The sequence below is a fragment of the Pseudomonas sp. FSL R10-1339 genome (assembly GCF_009600545.1).
Classification (GTDB): domain Bacteria; phylum Pseudomonadota; class Gammaproteobacteria; order Pseudomonadales; family Pseudomonadaceae; genus Aquipseudomonas; species Aquipseudomonas bubulae.
Map to the genome: position 1 here is coordinate 1 of NZ_WIVQ01000004.1, position 21,243 is coordinate 21,243.

The 21,243-nt window shown below is 59.0% G+C and carries 20 protein-coding genes and 1 tRNA gene; 13 read left to right on the plus strand and 8 right to left on the minus strand.

Translation table 11 applies throughout. The annotated features are described in order from the left end of the window. Positions 1-239 precede the first annotated feature (239 nt). The 3 genes from GHO03_RS02540 (at position 240) to GHO03_RS02550 (ending at position 2,533) form a co-directional block, all read left to right on the plus strand. A complete protein-coding gene (locus tag GHO03_RS02540) occupies positions 240-914 on the plus strand; it encodes a heavy metal response regulator transcription factor (protein ID WP_095000765.1) in 675 nt (224 codons plus the stop codon). Next, positions 907-2,271 carry a heavy metal sensor histidine kinase gene (locus GHO03_RS02545; protein ID WP_095020133.1) on the plus strand — a complete coding sequence of 455 codons (1,365 nt, stop codon included), beginning with the start codon at positions 907-909 and terminating at the stop codon, positions 2,269-2,271. The genes GHO03_RS02540 and GHO03_RS02545 overlap by 8 nt, the downstream gene beginning before the upstream one ends. Before the next feature lie 186 nt (positions 2,272-2,457). Continuing rightward, a tRNA-Thr gene (locus GHO03_RS02550) sits at positions 2,458-2,533 on the plus strand. 99 nt (positions 2,534-2,632) lie between these two features. Here the strand turns inward: GHO03_RS02550 and GHO03_RS02555 are convergent. Both GHO03_RS02555 and GHO03_RS02560 read right to left on the minus strand, forming a co-directional pair. Continuing rightward, the gene (locus GHO03_RS02555) at positions 2,633-3,043 is read right to left on the minus strand and encodes a type II toxin-antitoxin system HicB family antitoxin (protein ID WP_095017770.1); all 411 of its coding nucleotides are present in this window, start codon (positions 3,041-3,043) and stop codon (positions 2,633-2,635) included. Then, positions 3,040-3,237 carry a type II toxin-antitoxin system HicA family toxin gene (locus GHO03_RS02560; protein WP_095017820.1) on the minus strand — a complete coding sequence of 66 codons (198 nt, stop codon included), beginning with the start codon at positions 3,235-3,237 and terminating at the stop codon, positions 3,040-3,042. The genes GHO03_RS02555 and GHO03_RS02560 overlap by 4 nt, the downstream gene beginning before the upstream one ends. Before the next feature lie 246 nt (positions 3,238-3,483). Here GHO03_RS02560 and GHO03_RS02565 point away from each other — a divergent pair, with 246 nt between their 5' ends. The 6 genes from GHO03_RS02565 (at position 3,484) to dsdC (ending at position 11,479) form a co-directional block, all read left to right on the plus strand. Then, positions 3,484-3,984 (plus strand): sigma-70 family RNA polymerase sigma factor, encoded by a 501-nt coding sequence (locus GHO03_RS02565; RefSeq protein ID WP_095000762.1) that lies wholly within the window; start codon positions 3,484-3,486, stop codon positions 3,982-3,984. Continuing rightward, a complete protein-coding gene (locus GHO03_RS02570) occupies positions 3,984-4,931 on the plus strand; it encodes a FecR domain-containing protein (protein WP_133143908.1) in 948 nt (315 codons plus the stop codon). Before GHO03_RS02565 ends, GHO03_RS02570 begins: the two co-directional genes overlap by 1 nt. Before the next feature lie 112 nt (positions 4,932-5,043). Beyond that, positions 5,044-7,482, plus strand: a complete 2,439-nt coding sequence (locus GHO03_RS02575) for a TonB-dependent siderophore receptor (protein ID WP_150628613.1) — start codon at positions 5,044-5,046, stop codon at positions 7,480-7,482. Positions 7,483-7,706: 224 nt separating this feature from the next. Then, complete coding sequence (locus GHO03_RS02580; RefSeq protein ID WP_133143909.1) at positions 7,707-9,047, plus strand: gluconate:H+ symporter; 1,341 nt, start codon at positions 7,707-7,709, stop codon at positions 9,045-9,047. A 42-nt stretch (positions 9,048-9,089) separates the two neighbouring features. Beyond that, positions 9,090-10,436: a D-serine ammonia-lyase gene (dsdA, locus tag GHO03_RS02585; protein WP_133143910.1), complete on the plus strand. Its 1,347-nt coding sequence runs from the start codon at positions 9,090-9,092 to the stop codon at positions 10,434-10,436. Between the two features lie 83 nt (positions 10,437-10,519). Then, positions 10,520-11,479, plus strand: coding sequence for a DNA-binding transcriptional regulator DsdC (gene dsdC / locus GHO03_RS02590; protein ID WP_095038713.1), 960 nt, complete (start codon positions 10,520-10,522; stop codon positions 11,477-11,479). On the opposite strand, the gene GHO03_RS02595 is transcribed toward dsdC, so the two are convergent. After that, positions 11,421-12,764, minus strand: coding sequence for a HAMP domain-containing sensor histidine kinase (locus tag GHO03_RS02595; protein WP_133143911.1), 1,344 nt, complete (start codon positions 12,762-12,764; stop codon positions 11,421-11,423). The two genes, dsdC and GHO03_RS02595, sit on opposite strands and share 59 nt — an antisense overlap. Next, positions 12,757-13,452, minus strand: a complete 696-nt coding sequence (locus GHO03_RS02600) for a response regulator transcription factor (RefSeq protein WP_133143912.1) — start codon at positions 13,450-13,452, stop codon at positions 12,757-12,759. Before GHO03_RS02600 ends, GHO03_RS02595 begins: the two co-directional genes overlap by 8 nt. 177 nt (positions 13,453-13,629) lie before the next feature. On the opposite strand from GHO03_RS02600, the gene GHO03_RS02605 reads away from it, so the two are divergent. Genes GHO03_RS02605 through GHO03_RS02620 form a run of 4 tightly spaced genes read left to right on the plus strand, consistent with a single transcriptional unit; the run spans position 13,630 to position 17,995 of the window. Continuing rightward, on the plus strand, positions 13,630-15,732 hold the full coding sequence (locus GHO03_RS02605; RefSeq protein ID WP_133143913.1) for a TonB-dependent receptor domain-containing protein: 2,103 nt from the start codon (positions 13,630-13,632) through the stop codon (positions 15,730-15,732). Between the two features lie 33 nt (positions 15,733-15,765). After that, a complete protein-coding gene (locus GHO03_RS02610; RefSeq protein ID WP_095000752.1) occupies positions 15,766-16,068 on the plus strand; it encodes a hypothetical protein in 303 nt (100 codons plus the stop codon). After that, a complete protein-coding gene (locus GHO03_RS02615) occupies positions 16,065-17,675 on the plus strand; it encodes a PepSY domain-containing protein (protein WP_153399088.1) in 1,611 nt (536 codons plus the stop codon). Before GHO03_RS02610 ends, GHO03_RS02615 begins: the two co-directional genes overlap by 4 nt. Then, entirely contained in the window at positions 17,672-17,995 is a 324-nt protein-coding gene (locus GHO03_RS02620) for a DUF3325 domain-containing protein (protein WP_095000750.1), read from the plus strand. The genes GHO03_RS02615 and GHO03_RS02620 overlap by 4 nt, the downstream gene beginning before the upstream one ends. Positions 17,996-18,001: 6 nt before the next feature. Here the strand turns inward: GHO03_RS02620 and GHO03_RS02625 are convergent, their stop codons facing one another. From GHO03_RS02625 to GHO03_RS02640, 4 genes are all read right to left on the minus strand, one after another. Next, the gene (locus tag GHO03_RS02625) at positions 18,002-18,310 is read right to left on the minus strand and encodes an XRE family transcriptional regulator (RefSeq protein WP_153399091.1); all 309 of its coding nucleotides are present in this window, start codon (positions 18,308-18,310) and stop codon (positions 18,002-18,004) included. Further along, a complete protein-coding gene (locus GHO03_RS02630; RefSeq protein ID WP_153327163.1) occupies positions 18,303-18,668 on the minus strand; it encodes a type II toxin-antitoxin system RelE/ParE family toxin in 366 nt (121 codons plus the stop codon). The genes GHO03_RS02625 and GHO03_RS02630 overlap by 8 nt, the downstream gene beginning before the upstream one ends. A 215-nt stretch (positions 18,669-18,883) precedes the next feature. Next, positions 18,884-20,167: an OprD family porin gene (locus GHO03_RS02635; protein WP_153399094.1), complete on the minus strand. Its 1,284-nt coding sequence runs from the start codon at positions 20,165-20,167 to the stop codon at positions 18,884-18,886. A gap of 250 nt (positions 20,168-20,417) precedes the next feature. Next, complete coding sequence (locus GHO03_RS02640) at positions 20,418-21,113, minus strand: DsbA family protein (RefSeq protein WP_153399097.1); 696 nt, start codon at positions 21,111-21,113, stop codon at positions 20,418-20,420. Between the last annotated feature and the right edge of the window lie 130 nt (positions 21,114-21,243).

Sequence of the window (21,243 nt, forward strand, 5' to 3'; positions counted from 1 at the left end):
GCGGTGGCCAGGTCCAGATCGGCATGGCGCGCCAGATTCGGCGCCGCCTGGGCCACGCCGGCAACGCCAACGGCAGTCCACAACAACAAGGTTTTCAACATCATGGGCAAGCTCCTGTACGAATGGGCCCACCTTAACCAGCGCTCCTCGTCAGAACCCCGTCAGTTGCATTACAAGTTTGTAATAGGCAACACCGACGAAGGCGCCTAGCCTGTGCAGACGATTGATCGAGGTGTGCGATGCGTTTGCTAGTGGTTGAAGATGAAGCCAAGACCGCCGATTTCCTGGCCAAGGGCCTCAAGGAGTCCGGCTTTGCCGTGGATGTGGCACTCAACGGCCTGGACGGGCGCTATTTTGTCGAACAGCAGGAATACGACCTGATCATCCTTGACGTGATGCTGCCGGGGCTCAATGGCTGGCAACTGCTGCAACTGATTCGCCAGCGCGGCGCCACACCGGTGCTGTTCTTGACCGCCAGGGATGCTATCGAAGACCGCGTGCGCGGTCTGGAGCTAGGCGCCGACGATTACCTGCTCAAACCTTTCGCCTTTGCCGAGTTGCTCGCCCGGGTACGCACGCTGCTGCGTCGCGGCCCGCTACGCGAGGCCGAGTCGTATGCCATCGCCGATCTTGAAATCGACGTGCTGCGCCGTCGCGTCAGCCGGGGTGGCCAGCGCATCAGCCTGACCAACAAGGAATTCGCCCTGCTGCAACTGCTGGCCAGCCGCCAGGGCGAGGTGCTGTCCCGCACCCTGATCGCCTCCCAAGTGTGGAACCTCAATTTCGACAGCGACACCAATATGGTCGAAGTCGCCGTGCGTCGCCTGCGGGCCAAGGTCGACGATCCCTACATGCCCAAGTTGATCCACACCGTGCGCGGCGTTGGTTATCAACTGGAAGCACCCGATGAGTAAATCCATCGCCTGGCGTCTGGCGCTGGCGATCGCCCTGACCTGCGCGTTGGTACTGAGTGTGATCGGAGTGTTTCTGTATCGATCGCTGGCCGCCGAACTGGCGTTTCGCGACGATCAGGCACTACTCGGGCGCCTTGAACAAGTGCGCGCCCTGCTGCATGACAGCGACAGCCTCGAAGCCCTGCAGGAGCGCCCGCGCCTGTACCAGAACATGCTGGGCAACCTGGACAGCGTGCTACTGGTCAAGCGGGCAGATGGCAGCCCGCTTATCGCCATTAACCCGCACCGGCAGGACTTGCCTGATATACCGCCCATTGCTCAGGACCGGGCGCCACAGCGTGCCGATATCCAGACACTGGACCAGACAGTGCTGCTCGCCGGCATGGCCCGAGGCCCGGCCGATGAAATCCTCAGGGTGACCGTAGGCAAACGCCTGGATGAGCGTGAGCAAATGCTCGCTAGCTACCGTATGCGTTTATATGGCGCCGTGGGCCTGGGCGCGCTGCTGGCTTTCGGCCTTGGCCTGCTGCTGTTGCGCCGCGGCCTTGAGCCTTTGCGTGAGCTGGCCCACGCCATGGCTGGCATCGATCCGCGCAGCCTTGACCAGCGCATGGCCACACATGACGTGCCTGCCGAACTCAAGGAGCCGGTACAGGCTCTCAACGCCATGCTGACACGCCTGGAAGACAGCTTTGCGCGGCTGTCACAGTTCTCCGCCGACCTGGCCCATGAAATCCGCACGCCGTTGCACAACCTGCTGGGCAGCAACAGCCTGGCACTGAACCAGTCACGCAGCCCGACTGAGTACCAGGAAGTACTTGCGTCGAATATCGAAGAGTACGAGCGGCTCAACCGTATGGCCGAAAACCTGATGTTTCTCGCTCGCGCCGAACACGGCCAGCGCCCGTTGCAGTTGCAAGTGCTGGACCTTGGTGAGGTGGGCGACGAGCTGTGCGATTACTTCGAAGCACTGGCTGAGGACCGGCAGCTGCAGTTGGACAATCAGCTCAGCGGCTCGCTGATGGCCGATCAACAGCTGCTGCAGCGGGCACTGGGCAATTTACTGGCCAATGCCGTGCGCCATGCTCAACCGGGCTCTACCGTACGCTTGCAGCGCCATGACGATGCCGGGTTTTGCTGGATCGGTGTGCACAACCCTGGCCCGCCGATTGAGGCGCAGCATCTGGGCAAGTTGTTTGACCGTTTTTACCGGGTCGATCCTTCACGGGCCCAACCGGGGGACTCGGGCGGGCTCGGGTTGGCGATTGTGCATTCGATCATGCAATTGCATGGCGGCCAGGTGCGGGTGGTCAGTGATACCAGCGGCACGCTGTTTGAACTGGGGTTTGCTCAATAACCTTTTTAGTTTTCCTGTGGGCGCGGCGGTGCGACGAAGTGTCGGCGCTGACCAATTCGGCGAAAAATCGGGTCACGACGGAGCACTTGCCCCCCTCCTTCACCGAGCGCCGGTCAGAAACGTGAAAATAGTCTGTTATCAGGGGTTTACAAGCCCAAACATCCGGGTATACTCGTCGCCCATAACGCCGGTATAGCTCAGTTGGTAGAGCAACTGACTTGTAATCAGTAGGTCCCGAGTTCGACTCTTGGTGCCGGCACCATACGCAACACCAGAAGAGGCTCACCGAAAGGTGGGCCTTTTTTGTTTTCAGGGTTTGGAGAAGACTCAAGAGCACCACATGGTGATGGTCTTGAGCCGATTAAAAATTCTGAACGCTCAGCTCGCGCAATGCAGCTGTTGCTAGAAACCCCGAACGGGATGCATAGCGGTGGTCCCTGCTCACTCGTTCATCAATGCGCTGCAACAGGTTTTCTGGCAAAGAAGCGTTGAACCGAACCGACTTGCCAAGGTAAGGCGTCAAATCGAAGTCAACGATTGCCCATATTCCACCGACAAAATCCGGGTTCTCCAGGTGGGCATCCACGTCCTTGCCCTGCGGCAGCTCGCCGCCGTCCGCAACAATGCCTTCCAGATGCAAAGCCAATGCTTCCTGCACGTTATCCAGCGCTTGCGAAAAAGTGCTCCCGGCAGAAAAACAGCCTGGCACATCAGGCACCGTTAGGCTGAATTCGGAATCTGCGTCTTTATGTATGACCACTGGAAATTTCATGACCGTAACTCTCCCTTGAGACCTGCGGATTTGAGAATGTTGTGCAGCGTCCCTATGGCAATTTCTGACTTGGGATGTGGAACCGTTACCCGACCCGCTTTGGCTGGATGCTTGAACTGATGGTGACTTCCCTTGATTGCGATCTCAAACCATCCATCTGCCACCAATAATTCAATAAGCTCACGACTTCGCACTTGATCACCACGCATTGTGTGTACGCTACACACCATTGAAAAATGGTGCAATCGGAAAATACACACACTACACACCAAAACACGCGATCGGCTTAGAGTTGTGTTACACCCTGTGCACCCGAACGACTCTATCTCCAGCAGTATTATCGCTGTCCGCCCCCCCCTCCAATGAACCTCCCCCTTGCATAAATACTGTCCCATCACAATAATGCGATCGATTACCAATTACATTTTGGTTGCATCATTATGTCGGCGCTCGACCCTTCAGCTCTTCATCGGTTGTACAGCGATCACAACAGTTGGCTAAAGGGCTGGTTGCGCGTGCGCCTGGGCAATACGGCGGATGCCTGCGACCTGGCCCAGGACACGTTCCTGCGGGTCATGACTGCACGCCATGACACACCCATTCGGGAGCCCCGTGGTTATCTGAGCGCCATTGCCCGCTCGCTGTTGATCGACAAAGTGCGCCGCCGCACCATCGAGCAAGCCTATCTGCAGGCGCTGGCACTCAAGCCCGAGCCTGTGGATATTTCGCCAGAAATACGCCTGTCGATTATCGAAACGCTGATTTCGATCGACAGCCTGCTCGATGAGCTGGGCCCCAGAACGCGGGAAATTTTCCTCGCCGTGCAGCTCGAAGGCTTGAGTTATGTTGCCGTCGCCGAGCGTTTCGAGGTGTCGGTTACCACGGTGAAAAATCATTTGATTCGCGCCATGACCCGCTGCCTGTTGCTGGTCGACAATTGATGTCCCCTGCCCCGGATCTCAAGGCGCTGGAGGCTGCTGCCACCTGGTATGTACAACTTAATGACGGCACCACCGACGAGGCTCGCACCCGGGACTGGCAGGCCTGGTTGAGAGCCTGCCCACAACATGAAGCGGCCTGGGCACGGCTTGAGAGGTTCCAGCGCCAATGGGCATTGATGCCCCAGGAGGCCGCTCTCTCCAGCCTCGACGCCGCGAAAACCCAACGCCGTGATGTGCTGAAAATCCTTGGCATGCTGCTGGCCGTTGGCAGCGGTACCTGGCTGGCGGCCGAGCAGGTGCCCTATCGCTCGATGCTTGCGGGGCAGCGTACCGGCGTCGGTGAGCGGCGTTCGCTGCGCCTTGAGGATGGCTCACAACTGGAGCTGAACGCCAACACGGCGCTGGATATCCACTTCGACGCCAAACAGCGTGTGATTCGTCTGCACCAGGGTGAAATCTTGATTCAGACCGCCAAGGATCCTGAGCAGCGTCCTTTTATCGTGCATACCGAGGACGGCAGCGTGCGCGCCCTTGGCACCCGTTTCAGCGTGCGCCAATTGCCCGAGCACACGCGAGTCGGGGTGCTGCAATCCGCCGTGGAAATTCGCCCGCTTGAGCTGATCCATCAGCCCCTGCGTCTGGAGACCGGACAACAAGTCACTTTCGATAGCAATGCAATCGGCAGGGTTCAGCCTTTGCCTGCGGCCTCAACCGCCTGGGTACAGGGCATGTTGAGCGTGGACGACTGGCGCCTGGGCGATTTTATCGAGGAGTTGGGTCGTTACCGTCCGGGTGTGCTGCGTTGTGCAACAGCCGTTCAGAATTTACGCATCTCGGGGGCCTTTCGTATCGATGACACCGATACGGTGCTGGAGAATCTGGGTAAAACCCTGCCAGTCAACGTTCGCTTCTTCACCCGCTACTGGGCCAGCATCGAACCGGCATAAGCTCAGGTGCAAATGGCTTGAACTTTAACCTTGCTGATTTAGATTCTCATCCGTCAATGACATAAGCCGCGACTACAGCGCGTTTGTGCCATGACCACGCAAGGATCATCGAATGCCCCCGCTCCCCCTCAATACCACCACCAAAATAGCCCGCGCTGTGCGCCTGGCGGTATTTGGCGCGTCCCTCGCCAGCCTGTCCGGTCTGGCGCTGCTACCTACCCAGGCCGCAGCGCAAAGCCAGGCGCAGTACCAGATTGCCCCTGGCCCTCTGGGCAGCGCCCTGACCCGGTTTGGTGTGCAGGCTGGGGTTACGATTTCGTTTGATACCGAACAGGCCCGTCACCTCAAGACCGGCGGGCTTGAAGGTTCATACAGCGTCGAGGAAGGCCTGGAGCGCTTGCTTGCCAATAGCGGGTTGCAAGCCGAGCGCCAGAGCAACGGGGGTTATGTACTGGTCGCCAGCAACAGTGAAGCCGCGCTGGAGCTGGGGGCCACTCAAGTTGTCACCAACCAGTTGGGTACCGTTACCGAAGGCACCGGTTCCTACACGCCGGGCGCTATCGCCACGGCCACTCGCCTGGTGCTCACACCGCGGGAAACGCCGCAATCGATCAGCGTAATCACCCGCCAGCATATGGATGACTTCGCCCTCGACAATGTTGACGACGTGATGCGCCATACCCCGGGCATTACCGTCTCGGCCTACGACACGGACCGCACCAACTACTACTCGCGTGGTTTTTCGATCAACAACTTCCAGTACGACGGCATCCCCTCCGCCGTCCGCAACGTTGCCTATTCAGCGGGTAATACCCTGAGCGACATGGCTATTTATGACCGTATCGAGGTACTCAAGGGCGCTTCAGGTTTGCTCAGCGGGGCAGGGTCCCTGGGCGGCACCATCAACCTGGTGCGTAAAAAACCCACCCATGATTTTCACGGCCATATCACCGCAGGCGCAGGCTCGTGGGACAACTACCGGACTGAAGTAGACCTCAGCGGCCCATTGACCGAAACCGGTAATGTGCGCGGTCGTGCGGTAGCGGCCTATCAGGACCGGCAATCGTATATCGACCGCTACTCCAACCAGAGTTCGGTGTTCTACGGCATCCTCGAAGTCGACCTGACGCCAGACACCTTGCTGACCGTGGGCGCCGATTATCAGGACAACAAACCCCAGGGCTCCACCTGGTCGGGGAGCTTCCCGCTGTACAACTACGCGGGCGAGATCAACAGCGCCAAACGCTCATTCAGCAACGCCACCGACTGGAGCAGCTGGCAGCAATACACCCGCACGGTGTTCGCGACCCTGGAACAGGACCTGGGCAGTGGTTGGGTGGGCAAGCTGCAACTGGACCACAAGATCAATGGCTACGATGCCCAGCTGGGGGCGATTCAGTTCAACCAGCCTGCGGCTGATGGCACCGCCAATATCAATGCTCAACGTTACAAGGGCGAAACCACCAGCGACGCGGCCGACCTCTATGTCAGCGGCCCCTACGAGTTTCTCGGCCGTGAACACGATTTGGTGTTGGGCGGCTCCATCAGTACCGCCAACTGGAAAGGCAAAGGCTATTGGGACGTGACCTTCTCCACCCCCAATCTGGTGGATTACTTCAACTGGGACGGCCATCTGGCCAAACCTGACTGGGGCAACGCATCTCAAATCAGCGATGACACCGTGCGCCAGACCGGCATGTATGCAACCACGCGCCTGAATGTCACAGATGAGCTGAAAGTGTTTCTGGGCGGGCGGGTGGTCGACTACACCCTTACGGGTACCACCAATACCTATCGCGAAACAGGACGCTTGATTCCCTATGCGGGCATTACTTATGACCTGACCGATTACCTGACGGCCTATGCCAGCTACACCGATGTATTCATGCCCCAGGAGTTCTACAACCTGGATCGCAACAGCAAAATGCTTGACCCAGACGAGGGTGAAAACTACGAGATCGGCCTCAAGAGCGAGTTCTTCGATGGCCGTCTGAACGCCAGCCTGGCGTACTTTGAGGTCAAGGAAAGCAACCGTCCCATCCCCGACGATGCCTGGAACAACCTGCAACCCACCCCGCCCAACTATGCCTTCAAGGGCACTGCGGCTAAAACCAAGGGCTACGAGCTGGAGATATCCGGCGAGCTGAGCCCGGGCTGGAGCCTGCAGGCCGGTTACACGCACAAGGTGGTACGCGATGACAACGGTAAAAAGATCTCGACCTTCGAACCCGAAGACCAACTGAGCTTCTACACCATCTACAAACTGAAGGGCGACCTCAACAAAGTCTCCGTGGGCGGTGGCGCACGCTGGCAGAGCACGGCCTGGCAAGAGATGTTCAACGGCCCCAAGGACAGGTACGAAGACTTCTCGCAAAAGCCCTACTGGGTGGTGGACCTGATGACCCGTTATCAATTCACGGAAAACCTGTCGACCACGCTTAACGTCAACAACGTGTTCGACAAGTATTACTACACCAATATCGGGTTCTATAACTCGGCGATTTATGGCGAGCCGCGCAACTTTATGCTGACCACTCGCTGGGATTTCTGACACGCATATCCAATTGTGGGAGCGAGCCCGCTCGCGAAACTCTTAAAGCCTTCGCGAGCAGGCTCGCTCCCACCTGTTTTACCCTCCAACAGATGACACCACATCATCTGTCCCATGAAAAACCATCCTTTGTCAGCCTACGGAGATGTAACCTCTAATTGCCGGAAGCAAAGTGACGACGATCACTTATTTCAACAATAAAAGCGCTTCCCGGAGCACCTCCCATGCACAGCGGTCCCACTCTTTTGCTGGTGTTGTTTTGCGCCATCGCGCTGATCATTTTCCTTATCGTCAAAGTCCGCGTTCATGCCTTTCTGGCCTTGACCGCTGCGAGCTTTGTGGTGGGAATCGGGTCAGGCATGCCGTTGGTAAAAATTGCTTCGTCGTATGAAGCCGGTGTCGGCGGAACCCTCGGGTTTCTGGCAACGATCATTGGCCTGGGCGGGATTCTGGGCAAGATGCTGGAGGAGTCCGGCGGTGCGGAGCGCATCGCTCAGACGCTGTTGAACACCCTGGGCAAGGACCGCGCTTCGTGGGCGATGATGCTCGTCGGATTTATCGCAGGCATCCCGGTGTTTTTCGAGGTGGGGTTCGTGCTTCTGATTCCGCTGATTTATGTAGTGGCCAAAGAGACTCGCATCAACCTGCTGTACTTGGGCGTACCTCTGGCGGTGTCGCTGATGACGGTGCATTGCATGTTGCCGCCACACCCTGCTGCGATGGCGATCACCGGGATGCTGGGCGCCGATGTCGGCAAAGTAATCATGTACGGTCTGATTGTCGCGCTGCCGACCGCCATGATTGCCGGGCCGCTGTGGGTCAAACTGGTGTGCAAGACCGAAGCACCAGCCACTCAGGAAGCTTTTTTGAACGAGCATTGCGATGACAGCAAAACCCGCGACCTGCCAGGCCTAGGCGTCACCCTGCTGACCATCGCCCTGCCGTTGCTGCTGATGGTCGGTAAAAGTTTCGCTGCCGGCCTTCCCCATGAATCCACCGCATTCAGCGTGATTTCGTTTATGGGCACCCCGCTGATCGCACTGTCGATTGCCGTGGTATTCGCTTATTGGGCACTGGGCTTGCGCCGCGGTTTGACCATGGCCGACCTGCTGGCTTACACGCAAAAGAGTTTTCCGCCGCTGGCCAGTATCCTGCTGATCATCGGTGCCGGCGGGGCATTCAATGGCATTCTGATCGACAGTGGCGTGGGTAGCGCGCTGTCCGCCTCGTTGACCCAATTGAATATGAACCCCATCGTGCTGGCCTGGCTGGTGGCCGGTTTGATGCACTTCGCGGTCGGCTCGGCAACAGTGGCCATGATCAGCGCCGCAGGCATGGTATTGCCTATGCTGGGAGCTCACCCCACCGTGAGCAAGGTGATCATCTGCATCGCCATCGGCGCCGGAGCCATGGGCTGGACCCATGTCACGGATTCGGCCTTCTGGGTGGTCAAGGAGTACCTGGGTGTATCCCTGACCGACGCCCTGAAAACCTTTACCACCGCCACCGTACTGGCTTCATCGATCGCGCTGGGGCTGACCCTGCTGCTGTCGCGCTTTGTTTGATTCAAACCGTATATTCAGACTTATCGTTTAAAGGACCCCGCCATGATTTTGGGCAGAACACTTGAAAACTGGTGCGCCAGCTTCCCGCTGATCCGCGAACTGGTCGCGTTGCAAGAAACCACCTGGTTCAACCCCGGGGTGGCACCGGTAGCGCAGGCGCTTGGCGATACAGGCCTGACCAGTGCCGACGTGGCCGATGCCAGCGCACGCCTTGGGCGGTTTGCTGCCTACCTGCGGGTTGCCTTCCCTGAGACAGAGGACAGTGCTGGCATTATCGAGTCGGACATCCTGCCCCTGACGCATTTGCAGCCGTTGCTCGGCGAGCGTTACGGGCAAAGCCTCAATGGCGCGCTGTGGCTCAAGCGCGACAGCCATCTGCCCATCTCCGGCTCGATCAAGGCCCGCGGCGGGATCTATGAAGTGCTCAAGCATGCCGAAGACCTGGCCCTGGCCGGTGGCCTGATTAAGCTCGACGACGACTACGCGCTGCTGCACAGCGACAAGGCCCGGGCCTTTTTTGGCCAGTACAAAATCGCCGTCGGCTCCACCGGCAATCTCGGCATGTCGATCGGCATCATGGGTGCTGCGCTGGGCTTTCAAGTGACCGTGCATATGTCAGCCGATGCCCGGCAATGGAAGAAAGACAAGCTGCGCTCCCACGGCGTTACTGTGGTGGAGTACGAAAGCGATTACAGCGTGGCCGTGGCCCAGGGTCGCCAGCAGGCTGAGTCCGACTCGAGTTGCCATTTTGTCGACGATGAAAACTCGGTCAATCTGTTCCTCGGCTACGCAGTGGCCGGCGAGCGTTTGAAACAGCAGTTCGCGGCGGCGCAAATCACCGTGGATGCCCAGCATCCCCTGTTTGTGTACCTGCCCTGCGGTGTGGGGGGCGCTCCCGGCGGCGTGGCTTTCGGCCTCAAGCTGGCCTTTGGTGATGCAGTGCATTGCATCTTCGCCGAACCGACCCACTCGCCCTGCATGCTGCTGGGTGTGTACACCGGGATGCACGACGAAGTCAGCGTGCAGGATTTCGGCATCGATAACGTCACCGCCGCAGACGGCCTCGCCGTGGGCCGCGCTTCCGGCTTTGTCGGCAAGGCCATGCAGCGCATGCTCGACGGCTTCTACACCGTCAGCGACGAGGAAATGTACAGCCTGCTGGCCCTGATGGAACGCAGTGAAGGCTTGCGCCTTGAGCCTTCCGCACTGGCAGGTGTGCCAGGTATTGCCCGGGTACTGGGCGAGCAGCAAGGCTATCTGGCCCGCGCTGGCCTGAGCCCGCAGGCCATGGCCAACGCCACCCACCTGGTGTGGGCAACGGGAGGAAATATGGTGCCTGCGGCCGAGATGGACGCCTATCTGGCCAAGGGTCGTGAGTTACTGGGCTGACTCAGGCGTAAAGCGGATGTGGCAAGATGGACTCATTGCCACATTCTGCAAGAAGTCGGCCTTTGGCTTGAGGGCAAACTACCGTGCTTAATCTTCCTCCCCGCATCAGCTCACGGCTCAACAGCAGCCAGTTCGCCAACCTTCATACCTTTCTGGTGGCCGCCCGACACCTGAGTTTTGCCCGCGCTGCGCAGGAACTTTGCCTGACCGCCAGCGCCGTCAGCCACCGCATCAGCCGGCTGGAAACGGCGTTGAATATGAAGCTGTTCCAGCGCCTTACCCGCCAGGTCAGCCTGACTGACGAAGGCGAGCGAATTTTCGAAATTCTGCAAAGTGCGATGGGGGAATTGTCCGAAGCCCTTGAACGCTCGTCACAGCCAGAAATTGCCGGAGCCATTGCGCTCTATGCCAGGCCATCGGTGGCCCAATGCTGGCTGGTGCCCCGGCTGGCCGACTTTATCGAGCGCTATCCGCTGGTCTCACTGGACCTGCGGGTGGGCAATGACAATGTCGACTTTCGCACACGCAAAATAGATCTGGCCTTGTACTACGCCAACGGCGAATTCCCCGGCCTCACCAGCCAGCGGCTGATGCGCGAATGCATGGCGCCGGTGTGCAGCCCGGAATATGCGCAGCGTCACCGTCTGCACGAAAACCCGCAAAATCTGAGCAACTGCACCACCCTGCACGACTCCCTGGCCTGGGACCATGCCGCCTATGATGCCGAGTGGACCCTGTGGGCCGAACAACACAACCTGCTCGCGGAACTGCCCAAACGTACCCTGACCTTCGACCGTTCGGACCTGTGCGTCACGGCCGCTATGAGCCACGCGGGGATCGCCATCGGGCGCCAGCAACTGGTGCAAAAACGTGTTGATCGCGGCGAACTGGTGCTGCCTTTTGGCGGTTTCAGGCAGTACGGTCACTATGATTATTATCTGGTGCACCCACCGCTCAATGTGGTGCCCAAGCGCTTGCAGGTGTTTATGAACTGGTTGCACATGTGCGCTCAGGAACAGACGATTGAGCAACGGCCAAACTGACCCTGATGGTGGTGTTCGGCGCCTGTACGAACGCTACATGACCACCTGCGTTTTGCACGATCTGACGCACAATCGCCAGCCCCAACCCGGTACCTTCGCTGCTTTGCCGGCCCTTGCGAAAGCGCAGGAACATGGCTTCGCGCTCCTCTGGCGCAATACCCTGCCCCTGGTCGCTGACCTCCAACTGCAAGTGCCCGGCCACCTTGCGCAGGGTCACCTGAACAGTGCCCATGCCGTGGACCAGCGCGTTTTCCAGCAGGTTGCCCAAAGCTTCACGCAACTGATCGGGATTGCCCCGGCATTCGCAACCTGCGGTGATATCCACCTCGATTACCCGACCACTGGCCTCAAAGAGCGGTAACAGCGCGGCACAGACTTCGCGAGTGAGACGCGAGAGATGGGTGCGCTGCTGCCCGTTATGGCCTTGGGCGGCCTCGCCTTCCTGACGCGCCAGTTCCAGTAGCTGAGTCACCAAACGGCGCATCTGGCGCATTTCCATGTCCAGCGCAGGCCACTCGACCTGCCCTGTGCGCCGGGCTGCTTGCAAGCGCAAATCCAGCACGGTCAACGGCGTGCGCAGTTCATGGGCTGCGTCGGCCACGAAACGCCGTTCGGCAGTGTAGGCCGCAGCCAAACGATCAAGCGCCGTATTGGCCGCAGCCGCCAGGGGCTGGATTTCACTCGGCAGGTTGTCCAGCGGGATACGTTGTTCTGGGTTTGCCGGCCCGATACTGCGCGCCAACTTGGCCGCCACCCGCACCGGACGCAAGGTCCAGTGCAGCAATAAAAGGATCAGACCCAATGACAGCAAACCGATAGGTACCATCATCACCAGGCTCTGGCGCAAGCGGGCCGCCAGCAGGTTGCCAATCACTTCGCGCTCAAGATTGTCCTGCTTGGCCACCATCAATATGGCACCGTCGGGCAACTCCACCGGCACGCTGACCACCCGCCCGCTGAAAGCGCTCCAGCGCATCCAGCCCGGGTTCGCACCTGGCTGCTTGAGCCGACGGGGATGTTTGAGGTTTTCGGACTTCCACAACAATCGACCATCGGCCGAGTACAACGAATAAGACAGTTCGCCACCGGCATAGTGGCGCGGCAGGCTGGCAGGGTCGCTGTCCACCCGAAAACCATCGGCAATCACCTGCGCTTCAATAGTCATTACCCCGCGGCGCAATTCGTCGCGGGTGCCATACAGGTAAATCGCCAGGTTGCCAAAACCCAGGGCGAACACCAGCAGCATGGCGGTCAACAGCCGCCAGCGCAGGCTGCGCTTAATCATGGGCGGGATCGAGGTTAAGCAAGCGATAGCCCAGCCCGCGTACGGTCTCGATCCGGCTATGAGCACCCGCCTCAGCGAGTTTGCGCCGTAGTCGTGAGACCAGTGCTTCGATGGCATTCAGGGTCACAGGCTCATTGAAGGCATACAGCCGCTCTTCGAGTTGCTCCTTGATCACGATACGCGGTGCGATGCGCAGCATTTCTTCCAGCAGCATGGCTTCGCGTCGGGCCAGCACCAGCACCTCGGGGTGGCCATCCACGCTCAAGTGCCGGGTTTCAGGCTCGAATGTCAGATTGGCGCAGCGCAACAAGGTACTGACACGGCTTCCGGGACGGCGCAAGACTGCGCGCAATCGCGCCTCCAGTTCCTGCATGTCGAAGGGTTTGAGAATGTAGTCGTCCGCGCCTGCATTCAGCCCGTTGACCCGGCTTTGCAGGGCATCCCGCGCAGTCAGGATGATGCACGGCAAATCGGCATTGGCGCTGTGCTGACGCATGGCCAGCAGCGACATGCCGTCCATGTCCGGCAAGCCAAGATCCAGGATCATCGCGTCATAGCTGCCGACTTCCAGCAAAGCCTGGGCCGTGCGCCCATCTTCGGCGCCATCCACGGCAAATCCGGCTTGCAGCAGATGCTCGATCAGCAAACCGCGCAGTGCCCGGTGATCCTCAACAACCAGCACTTTCATTTACTTCAATCCACAAAAAGGTCAGCCACGACGATAAAAAACGGCGCAGCGGGAAATCAACGAGGGCTCGTCAGGTTCCGGTCAGGTTGAGCTGGCAACATTCGCAAACAAGAAACGCAACTGAGACAGCTTATTATTTTCATTTGCGCAATAGCAAGAATCCCAGGAACGCTGTTTATGAACTGCCACCGCTGCAGCACCGTTGCCCCCTCTCCTTTTGCCCGCAAGCCTCTGGCTATTTTTACCGCACTGGTCAGCCTTGGCCTGCCCCTGACGGCAGTTTGCGCCGATGAAGAAGAACTACCTTCCGGGGCAACGGCCAATGCCGCGCCACTGGAGGTCGGCTCAACGGTGGTTACGGCTTCGGGCTTCAGCCAGGACGTGCGCGATGCACCCGCCAGCATCTCGGTGATTACCCGCGAAGAGCTGGAAAACAAGCAGTTCCGCTCACTTGCCGATGCCGTTCGCAATGTTGAAGGCGTGAGCATCATCGGCGGTGACAAGGGCGAGATTTCCATTCGCGGCATGGAGTCCAGCCACGTCCTGATCCTGATTGACGGTCGTCGCCAGAACACCAGCCAGGTCACGCTCAAGGGCGGCACCTCCGAAGGCCTGGGCATGAACTGGATACCGCCCGTCGAAGCGATTGATCGTATTGAGGTGGTGCGCGGCCCGATGTCCACGCTCTACGGCTCCGAAGCACTGGGCGGGGTGATCAACGTCATCACTCGCAAAGTGGCGCGGCAATGGTCAGGGTCGGTATCCGCGGACCACACCTTCCAGGACAGCTCCAAAGCAGGTGACAGCACGCAACTGGACGGGTACGTGTCCGGTCCGCTGGTCGAAGACCGTCTCGGCATTCAGCTCTGGGGCTACGACAAGCAACGCGACGAGGACAAAATCCTCAACGGCTTCTCCAAATCGACCCGCCACAGCGGCACCGCACGCCTGTGGCTGACCCCTGATGAGCAACAGGAGTTCATGCTCGAAGTCGGCCGCACCGAGCAGGAGTTCTGGAACAACCCGGGCAAAAGCCTGGCGCCTACAGCCGCGAAAAACAACAACCAGTACACCCGCGATACTTATGTTTTGGCCCACACCGGCAACTGGGATTTCGGTACTACCGATATCAGCCTGTATCGCGAAGAAGCGACCCGCGCCAGCGATGTCCAGACCGGCAATCAGAGCGTCACGCCTGAAGTCACCAACTCGGTATTCGAAAGCAAAATCAGCCTGCCGTTTGACCGCAACGTCTTTGTTGCCGGCGCCCAGTGGAAAAAAGACGAGCTGGAGGCGGACGGTTATTACGCCAGCCCGCAGGGTGCTGGGATTGGCACTTCGATGACAGAAAAATCGCTGTTCGCCGAGAACGAATGGAGCGTGACTGACAGCTTCAGCCTGACCACCGGTATTCGCATGGACGACAACGAGTTCTTCGGTCGCCATTGGACACCACGCTTTTACGGCGTATGGCGCCTCAATCCGGACTGGACGCTAAAAGGCGGCGTGGCCAAGGGCTTCAAGTCGCCGACCATCACCCAGACCAACCCCAATATCGGCCTGCCGCAACGCGGTGGTGCTTACACCTGGGGCAACCCGGATTTGAAACCGGAAGAAAGCGAAAACCGCGAAATCGGCCTTTACTACGACGCCGGTGGAAAATTCAGCGGTAATGTCACGCTGTTCGACACCGACTACGAAAACAAGATCGCCAACACCGGCACCCGCCAGCTGTACTACCCGGACGGCAGCCCGGTACCTGCAGACCCGATCACCGGGCGCATCTACAGCACCTATTTCAATATCACCGGTGCCACGGTGCGCGGCATCGAGACCGCTGCCCGTTATCGCTTCAACGACCGGGTGCAGCTCAAGGGCGAGTACACCTACCTGCACTCCAAAGTGTCCAGCGGCGAGGCAACCATTCTAGGCTTTGGCTACCCACTGGCCGAGGGCCAGCCCCTGGTGGCCACGCCCAAGCACTCTGGCAGCGCGACGCTGGACTGGCAAATCATCGACTCGGTTTCCAGCTTCGCCACCGTCAGCTATCGCGGTGAAGAAACCAGCATTGCCTGGGGTCAGGGCGGCGCCGTGTCACAAAGCGAGCAAGCCATCACTACCGTGGATGTGGGCGCCACCTGGCAAGCTACCCAGGATCTGTCCTTGAGCCTGGTCGGCTATAACCTGACCAATCAGGTCAGGGAGCAGGATGTGGACTCCGATTATTCCTATGCCGAAGACGGCCGACGCTTTTGGGTCAAAGCCAACTATACGTTCTGACCCTGAACCGGGCTGCGCGCCCAAGGTATTCATATGAGCGATGCCCTTAATCCTGCGCCGCAGACGGCCTACCGTCTGGCCATTGCCGCACGCACCGTACTGGCCATTTTTGGCAGTTACCTGTTTGCCGCCTTGGCGGCGGCGAGCCTCAGTCTGTTGCTGCCCGGGCCTCGGGCGCAGGCAGTGCTGAGCGCCACCATGCTGGCCTTTGCGCTGTATTGCGCGATGGCAATCTGGGCATTTAGCGCCGCATCTGCAATCCGGGCCTGGCTTGTTGCCTTGGCTTGCTGCGTGCCGCCGGCCCTCCACCTGCTGCTGCGGGAAGTCATGCCATGAAGGCCCTCGGTTTTCGTCAGGCCAACGCCTGGCTGCACACATGGGTCGGGCTGTTACTCGGCTGGTTGCTGTATGCCGTGTTCCTGACCGGTACCCTGAGTTTTTTTCAGGAAGAAATCACGTTCTGGATGAAACCTGAACTGCACGCCTCTGTGCCCGACAACCAGACCGCGCAGCGCCTTGCGCAAGCCATGCAAAGCCTGGCGCCCAACGCTGCGCAATGGACCCTCACCCTGCCCGGCGAACGCAATGCCGGGGCGCAGGCACAGTGGTTCGACATCGGCCAGCCGGTCGTCAAAAGGGGCGGCCAAAGCGTGGCCCTGGATGCGGGCACGGCCGAACCGGTGACCCCGCGGGAAACCCGTGGCGGCGGTTTTCTTTATCGTTTTCACTTTGAGCTGTACGGCATGCCGCGAGTGCTGGCGCGCTGGATCGTCGGTATTGCGACCATGGTGATGCTGGTGGCGATTGTCAGCGGGGTGATCACCCACAAAAAAATCTTTAAGGAGTTCTTCACTTTTCGTCCACGCAAGGGACAACGCTCATGGCTGGACGCGCACAATGCCACTGCAGTGCTGGCCCTGCCGTTTCACTTGATGATCACTTACAGCGGTTTGTTGCTGCTGATGTTTATGTTGATGCCCTGGGGCGTTGAAAGCGCCTATCGCGGTGATACCCAAAAGTTCTTCAACGAAAGCGGCGGACGCGGTGCCCGTACTGCGCCAGCAATGGGTGCAGGCGATCAGCCATTGGGCGAGCAGGTGCCACTGACGGACGTTGCCCCCCTGCTGGCCCAGGCCGAGCAGCGCTGGCCCCGAGGAGTCAGCAGCATCAGCGTGACCCGGTCCGGCACATCGGATGCCGTCATCGAACTGCGTGAACGCGGTGGCGACAGCCTGATCGACCGGGGCAACAGCGAACGGCTGCGTTTTGACGGTGTGAGTGGTGCTTTGTTGAACAGCCCACCCGCCCCTGCGATCAGCACGCCCAACGCAATCTATAACGTGTTTTCCAGCCTGCACCTGATCCGCTTTGCCGGTGCTCCGCTGCGCTGGTTCTTCTTTATCAGCGGGGTCGTGGGTACGGCAATGATTGCCACCGGGCTGGTGCTATGGGTGGTCAAACGCCTGCCGGAACGGCAGAAACTGTGGCGCACACCCATCGGCCATCGTCTGGTCGAGGTGCTCAATGTCGGCACTGTTGCGGGTCTGCCGCTGGCCATTGCCGCCTATTTTTGGGCTAATCGGTTATTACCCGTGGACATGACCCAGCGCAGCGCCTGGGAAATTCGCAGCTTCTTTATCATCTGGTTGCTGTGCCTGGTTCATCCACTGCTGCGCAGCCACAAACGAGCCTGGCTTGAACAGCTCTGGGTAGCTGCAGGGTTATTTGCAGCCTTGCCGCTGTTCAGTTTCGGCCTTGCACACAGCCATCTGCTGGCCAGCCTTGCACAGGGCCAATGGTTGCTGGCGGGCATGGACCTGACCTTGCTCGCCAGTGCAGCGCTGCTTGGCTACGCGGCCTGGAAACTCAACCGCCATCAACCGCTGCAACGGCCACAGCGCCAACCGCGTACGGTCAACACCCGACAAGAGAGCGCAGCATGATCTGGATATGCCTGGCGTTGAGCTTCAGTGGTTTCAGCGCACTCAGCCTGAGTACCGAGCGCCATCATGGGCAGGTGTTTGCAGACAAAGGCAGCCCGTTCAAGCGCCAGCTATTGCGCCTGCTGGGCTGGCTGCTGCTGGTTGGCGCGGTGATCCCCGGCGTTATCGAACTGGGCCCGTCAGTGGGTATCGCCTTGTGGGCGGCAGTGCTCAGCGTTGCGGCTGGCGGGCTGGTGATATTGCTGACATACCGGCCGCGCCTGATCGTGCCGCTGGCCGTTGCAGGGCCTTCAATGGCATTGGCGGTTTGGGTATTTTAGAACGCGTTATTTGTGCGCGAAGTTTTCTATTTTTACCTGACCATCCGGGAAAGTCGCGATGATTTCCAGCTCGCCGCCCATGGCTTGAATGTAATTACGCAACGTACTGACATACATGTCAGTGCGCCGCTCCATTTTGGAAACTGCCGCCTGGTTGATATTCAGCGCTTTGGCCAGTGTCTCCTGGCTCAGCGCCTGAGCTTTGCGCAACTCGTGCAAAGGCATTTCCTGCAAATGCTGATGGTATAAAGCCTGGGTTTGCTCACGCGCCTCTGGGGACATGCGCGCTTCAAGTTCGGCAAATTTTTTAGCCATTTTCCTGGCCCTCTTCAATCAGTGTCTGCAAATGGACTTCGTAGAGAATTTCCGCCAAAGGGACATTCTCTTCATACCATCGGTCGTGACCGGTCTTGTCACCGCCCGTCAACAGCAAGGCGCAGCGGCGTGGGTCAAAGGCATAAAGCACCCGGTAGGGGCGACCTCCATGCTGCACGCGTAGTTCGCGAAGGTTACCGTAGCGTGCCCCCTTGATATCGCTGCAATGGGGGAAGCGCAGGGCCGGACCGAGCAGCTCTAGCAATTTGACACTGGCCGCCACGCTGACCTGTTCCTTTTCACTGAGCGTTTCCCACCATAGGCCAAATTCGTCGGTGTACTCAACGTTCCATGTCATGCTCAAAATATTCCACCAAAGGAATATAATCTCAAGGGAATAATCTTAAACACTTCCGATAATGGCCAACTAGTTCTCGGTCCAACCCAAGTGTGAGTGATGGTTTCATCCGGATGCGTTCCTCACGCCGCGGTTAATCGCGGCCAAAAAAAACGCCCCGAACCAGTCGGGGCGTTTTTATTCAGATGTCCAACCTGTTCAACAGGTCGGTAGCATCAGAAAATGCTGATCGGGTAATCAACAAATACACGTACTTCGTTGCCGCCCACGTTGTACTCGCTGGCGTTGTTCGATACGCGCAACCACGAGCCACGCAGACGCACGCTCAGGTCTTTGACCGGGCCGCTTTGTACGACGTACTTGGCCTGGTTGAAGATTTCGCGCTCGGTACCACGGCCACGGTCGGAACCGTCGTCGATGTTGGTGCCGCGCACGTAGGCGATGTTGTAGGTCAGACCCGGAATACCAACGGCACCGAAGTCGAAGCCATAACCCAGCTGCCACGAACGTTCGTCCTTGGCATTGAAGTCGGACCAGTAGGAGTTGGCCAGCAGGATGGTGTTGCCACCGTCGCCCACGCCGCCTGCGTTGCGATAGCGGCCGTACGGGTAGCCGATTTCGCCGGTGCTGCTCTGGTACGCCAGGGTCACCGTGTGCGCGCCGAAAGCGTAGGTGCTTGCCAGGCTCCAGATCTTGTTGTCCTGGCCGTCAACCTTCAGCACGTCACGGGCGTAGTCTTCTTTTACGTGAGTACGGTAGCCGTTGAAATCAAACGTCAGGGACTGTTTGTCTTGCAGCGGGATTGCGTAGGTTACGCCCACGTATTGCTTGTTCAGCTCGTCTTCCATCTCGGAGCCGTACAGGGACGCCGACAGGTTGTCGGTGAACTTGTAGCTACCGCCGAACACGTTGATGCTTTTCAAGTCACCGCTGTCGCGTGCTTCAGCACTTTTACGCGACTCTGCAGTGAAACGACCGACGTTGATTTCCAGACCGTTGATCTCCTTGGAGGTCAACAGGGTACCGGTGAAGCTTTCCGGCATCAGACGCGAATTGTCATACATCAACACCGGCAGCGCAGGCATTTGATCGCCGTACTTGAGCACAGTGTTGGACACGCGAACCTTCACCGCAGCGCCAGCCTTGGCGATGTCGTCAGCCGCTTTACCGCTGGCGCCCTGCTTGAAGAAATCGATACCGCCCGCGCCGCTGTTGCCGCGACCGCCATCCAGACGCAGTGCATAGATGCCGAAAGCATCCACACCCACACCTACGGTGCCCTGGGTGAAGCCCGAAGTGAATGTGCCGAGGAAACCCTGGCCCCATTCAGCTTTGTCTTGTTGGTGGTTTTTGTAGTCACGGCTGATGTAGGCGTTGCGCGCCAGTACATTGAGGTGGCTGTCTTCTACAAAACCTTTTGCGTCAGCTTGATCGTTAGCCATAGCCTGGGTAGCACTGAGTACGCCCAGAGCGAGAAGACCTATCCGTTTGTTCAACATATTATTTTCCTTATTTCTGAATAGAAGCGCGCTGTGGGGTTCAAGCTGAAACATTGAGTGGTGGTTGCTTCACATAAACAAAAAGACCCGCACGAAGACTGTGTGCAGGTCTTTCGAAAAGTTGGTGTATGGCTTATCGCCACAGGCGTTGGCAGGGATCCTAGCTGCCGTGAAGGCGAGGTGTCAATTTCGTGAAAAATTTGTTAATTGCCAAGGCTTTTCAAAGCTTTGACCGAAGTGTCAGAAATTGTTACTGACAACCATCCAGGCCACAGGCTGGCGCTGAAACGATTGTGTCTGTACCGGTGACGCCAGCGCACTGGCGCAACCAGGCAGCAAAAGCTTCAGGCTTGCCCAAATACGGCCCAAGGTCGATCACCTGATACTGGCCGGACTGCTCCAGTACAACAGTCGGAAAGCCCTGCCCAGCAACCCGGGACAACAATGCCCGGCTGGCCTTGAAGTGGGCCTGCGTTACATCGCCGCTCATCGCAGCGTAAGCGGCGCGGAATGCATCGACATCCAGGCCCATTTCGGTCGCCACTGCCAGCAATACGTCTTTATCGGCAATCCGCCGCCCTTCTGCGTAATGCGCCGTTTGCAGGCGCCCCAACAGCTCCAGGCCGCGCCCGGCCAATTGTTCGGCAACCAGCACGGCGGTGGTCGGCGGCGCCGAATCGAATACTGCCGTGGTGTCGCGCAGCAAGCCTTCGAAGTACCCCTCGCCAAATGGTTGCCCGGTGCATTGGGCTATGCGCTGGTCATGGGGCATCACGTAATCGCGCAGTTGCGCCGACACAGCTCGGCGATGTGCGCCTGCCATCATCCCGCCACCGTGGGCCACGATCGGCAAAATATCGCGCGCGGCGTCGATCAGCGGCTTGGCGCCATAGCACCAGCCGCACAGGGGGTCGTAGATGTAATGCAGGACAGGTGTAGCGGTCATGTAGGGCTCCGGGTCATCACTAAAACAGAACGCCAGCCTAGTCTTGCAGGGCCAGGGGAAAAACATCGGTATGCCTTTTAGTGTGTTGCGCGAACCGGGCGAATCAGGTGCTGTAAGGGCTGCAGGGCAG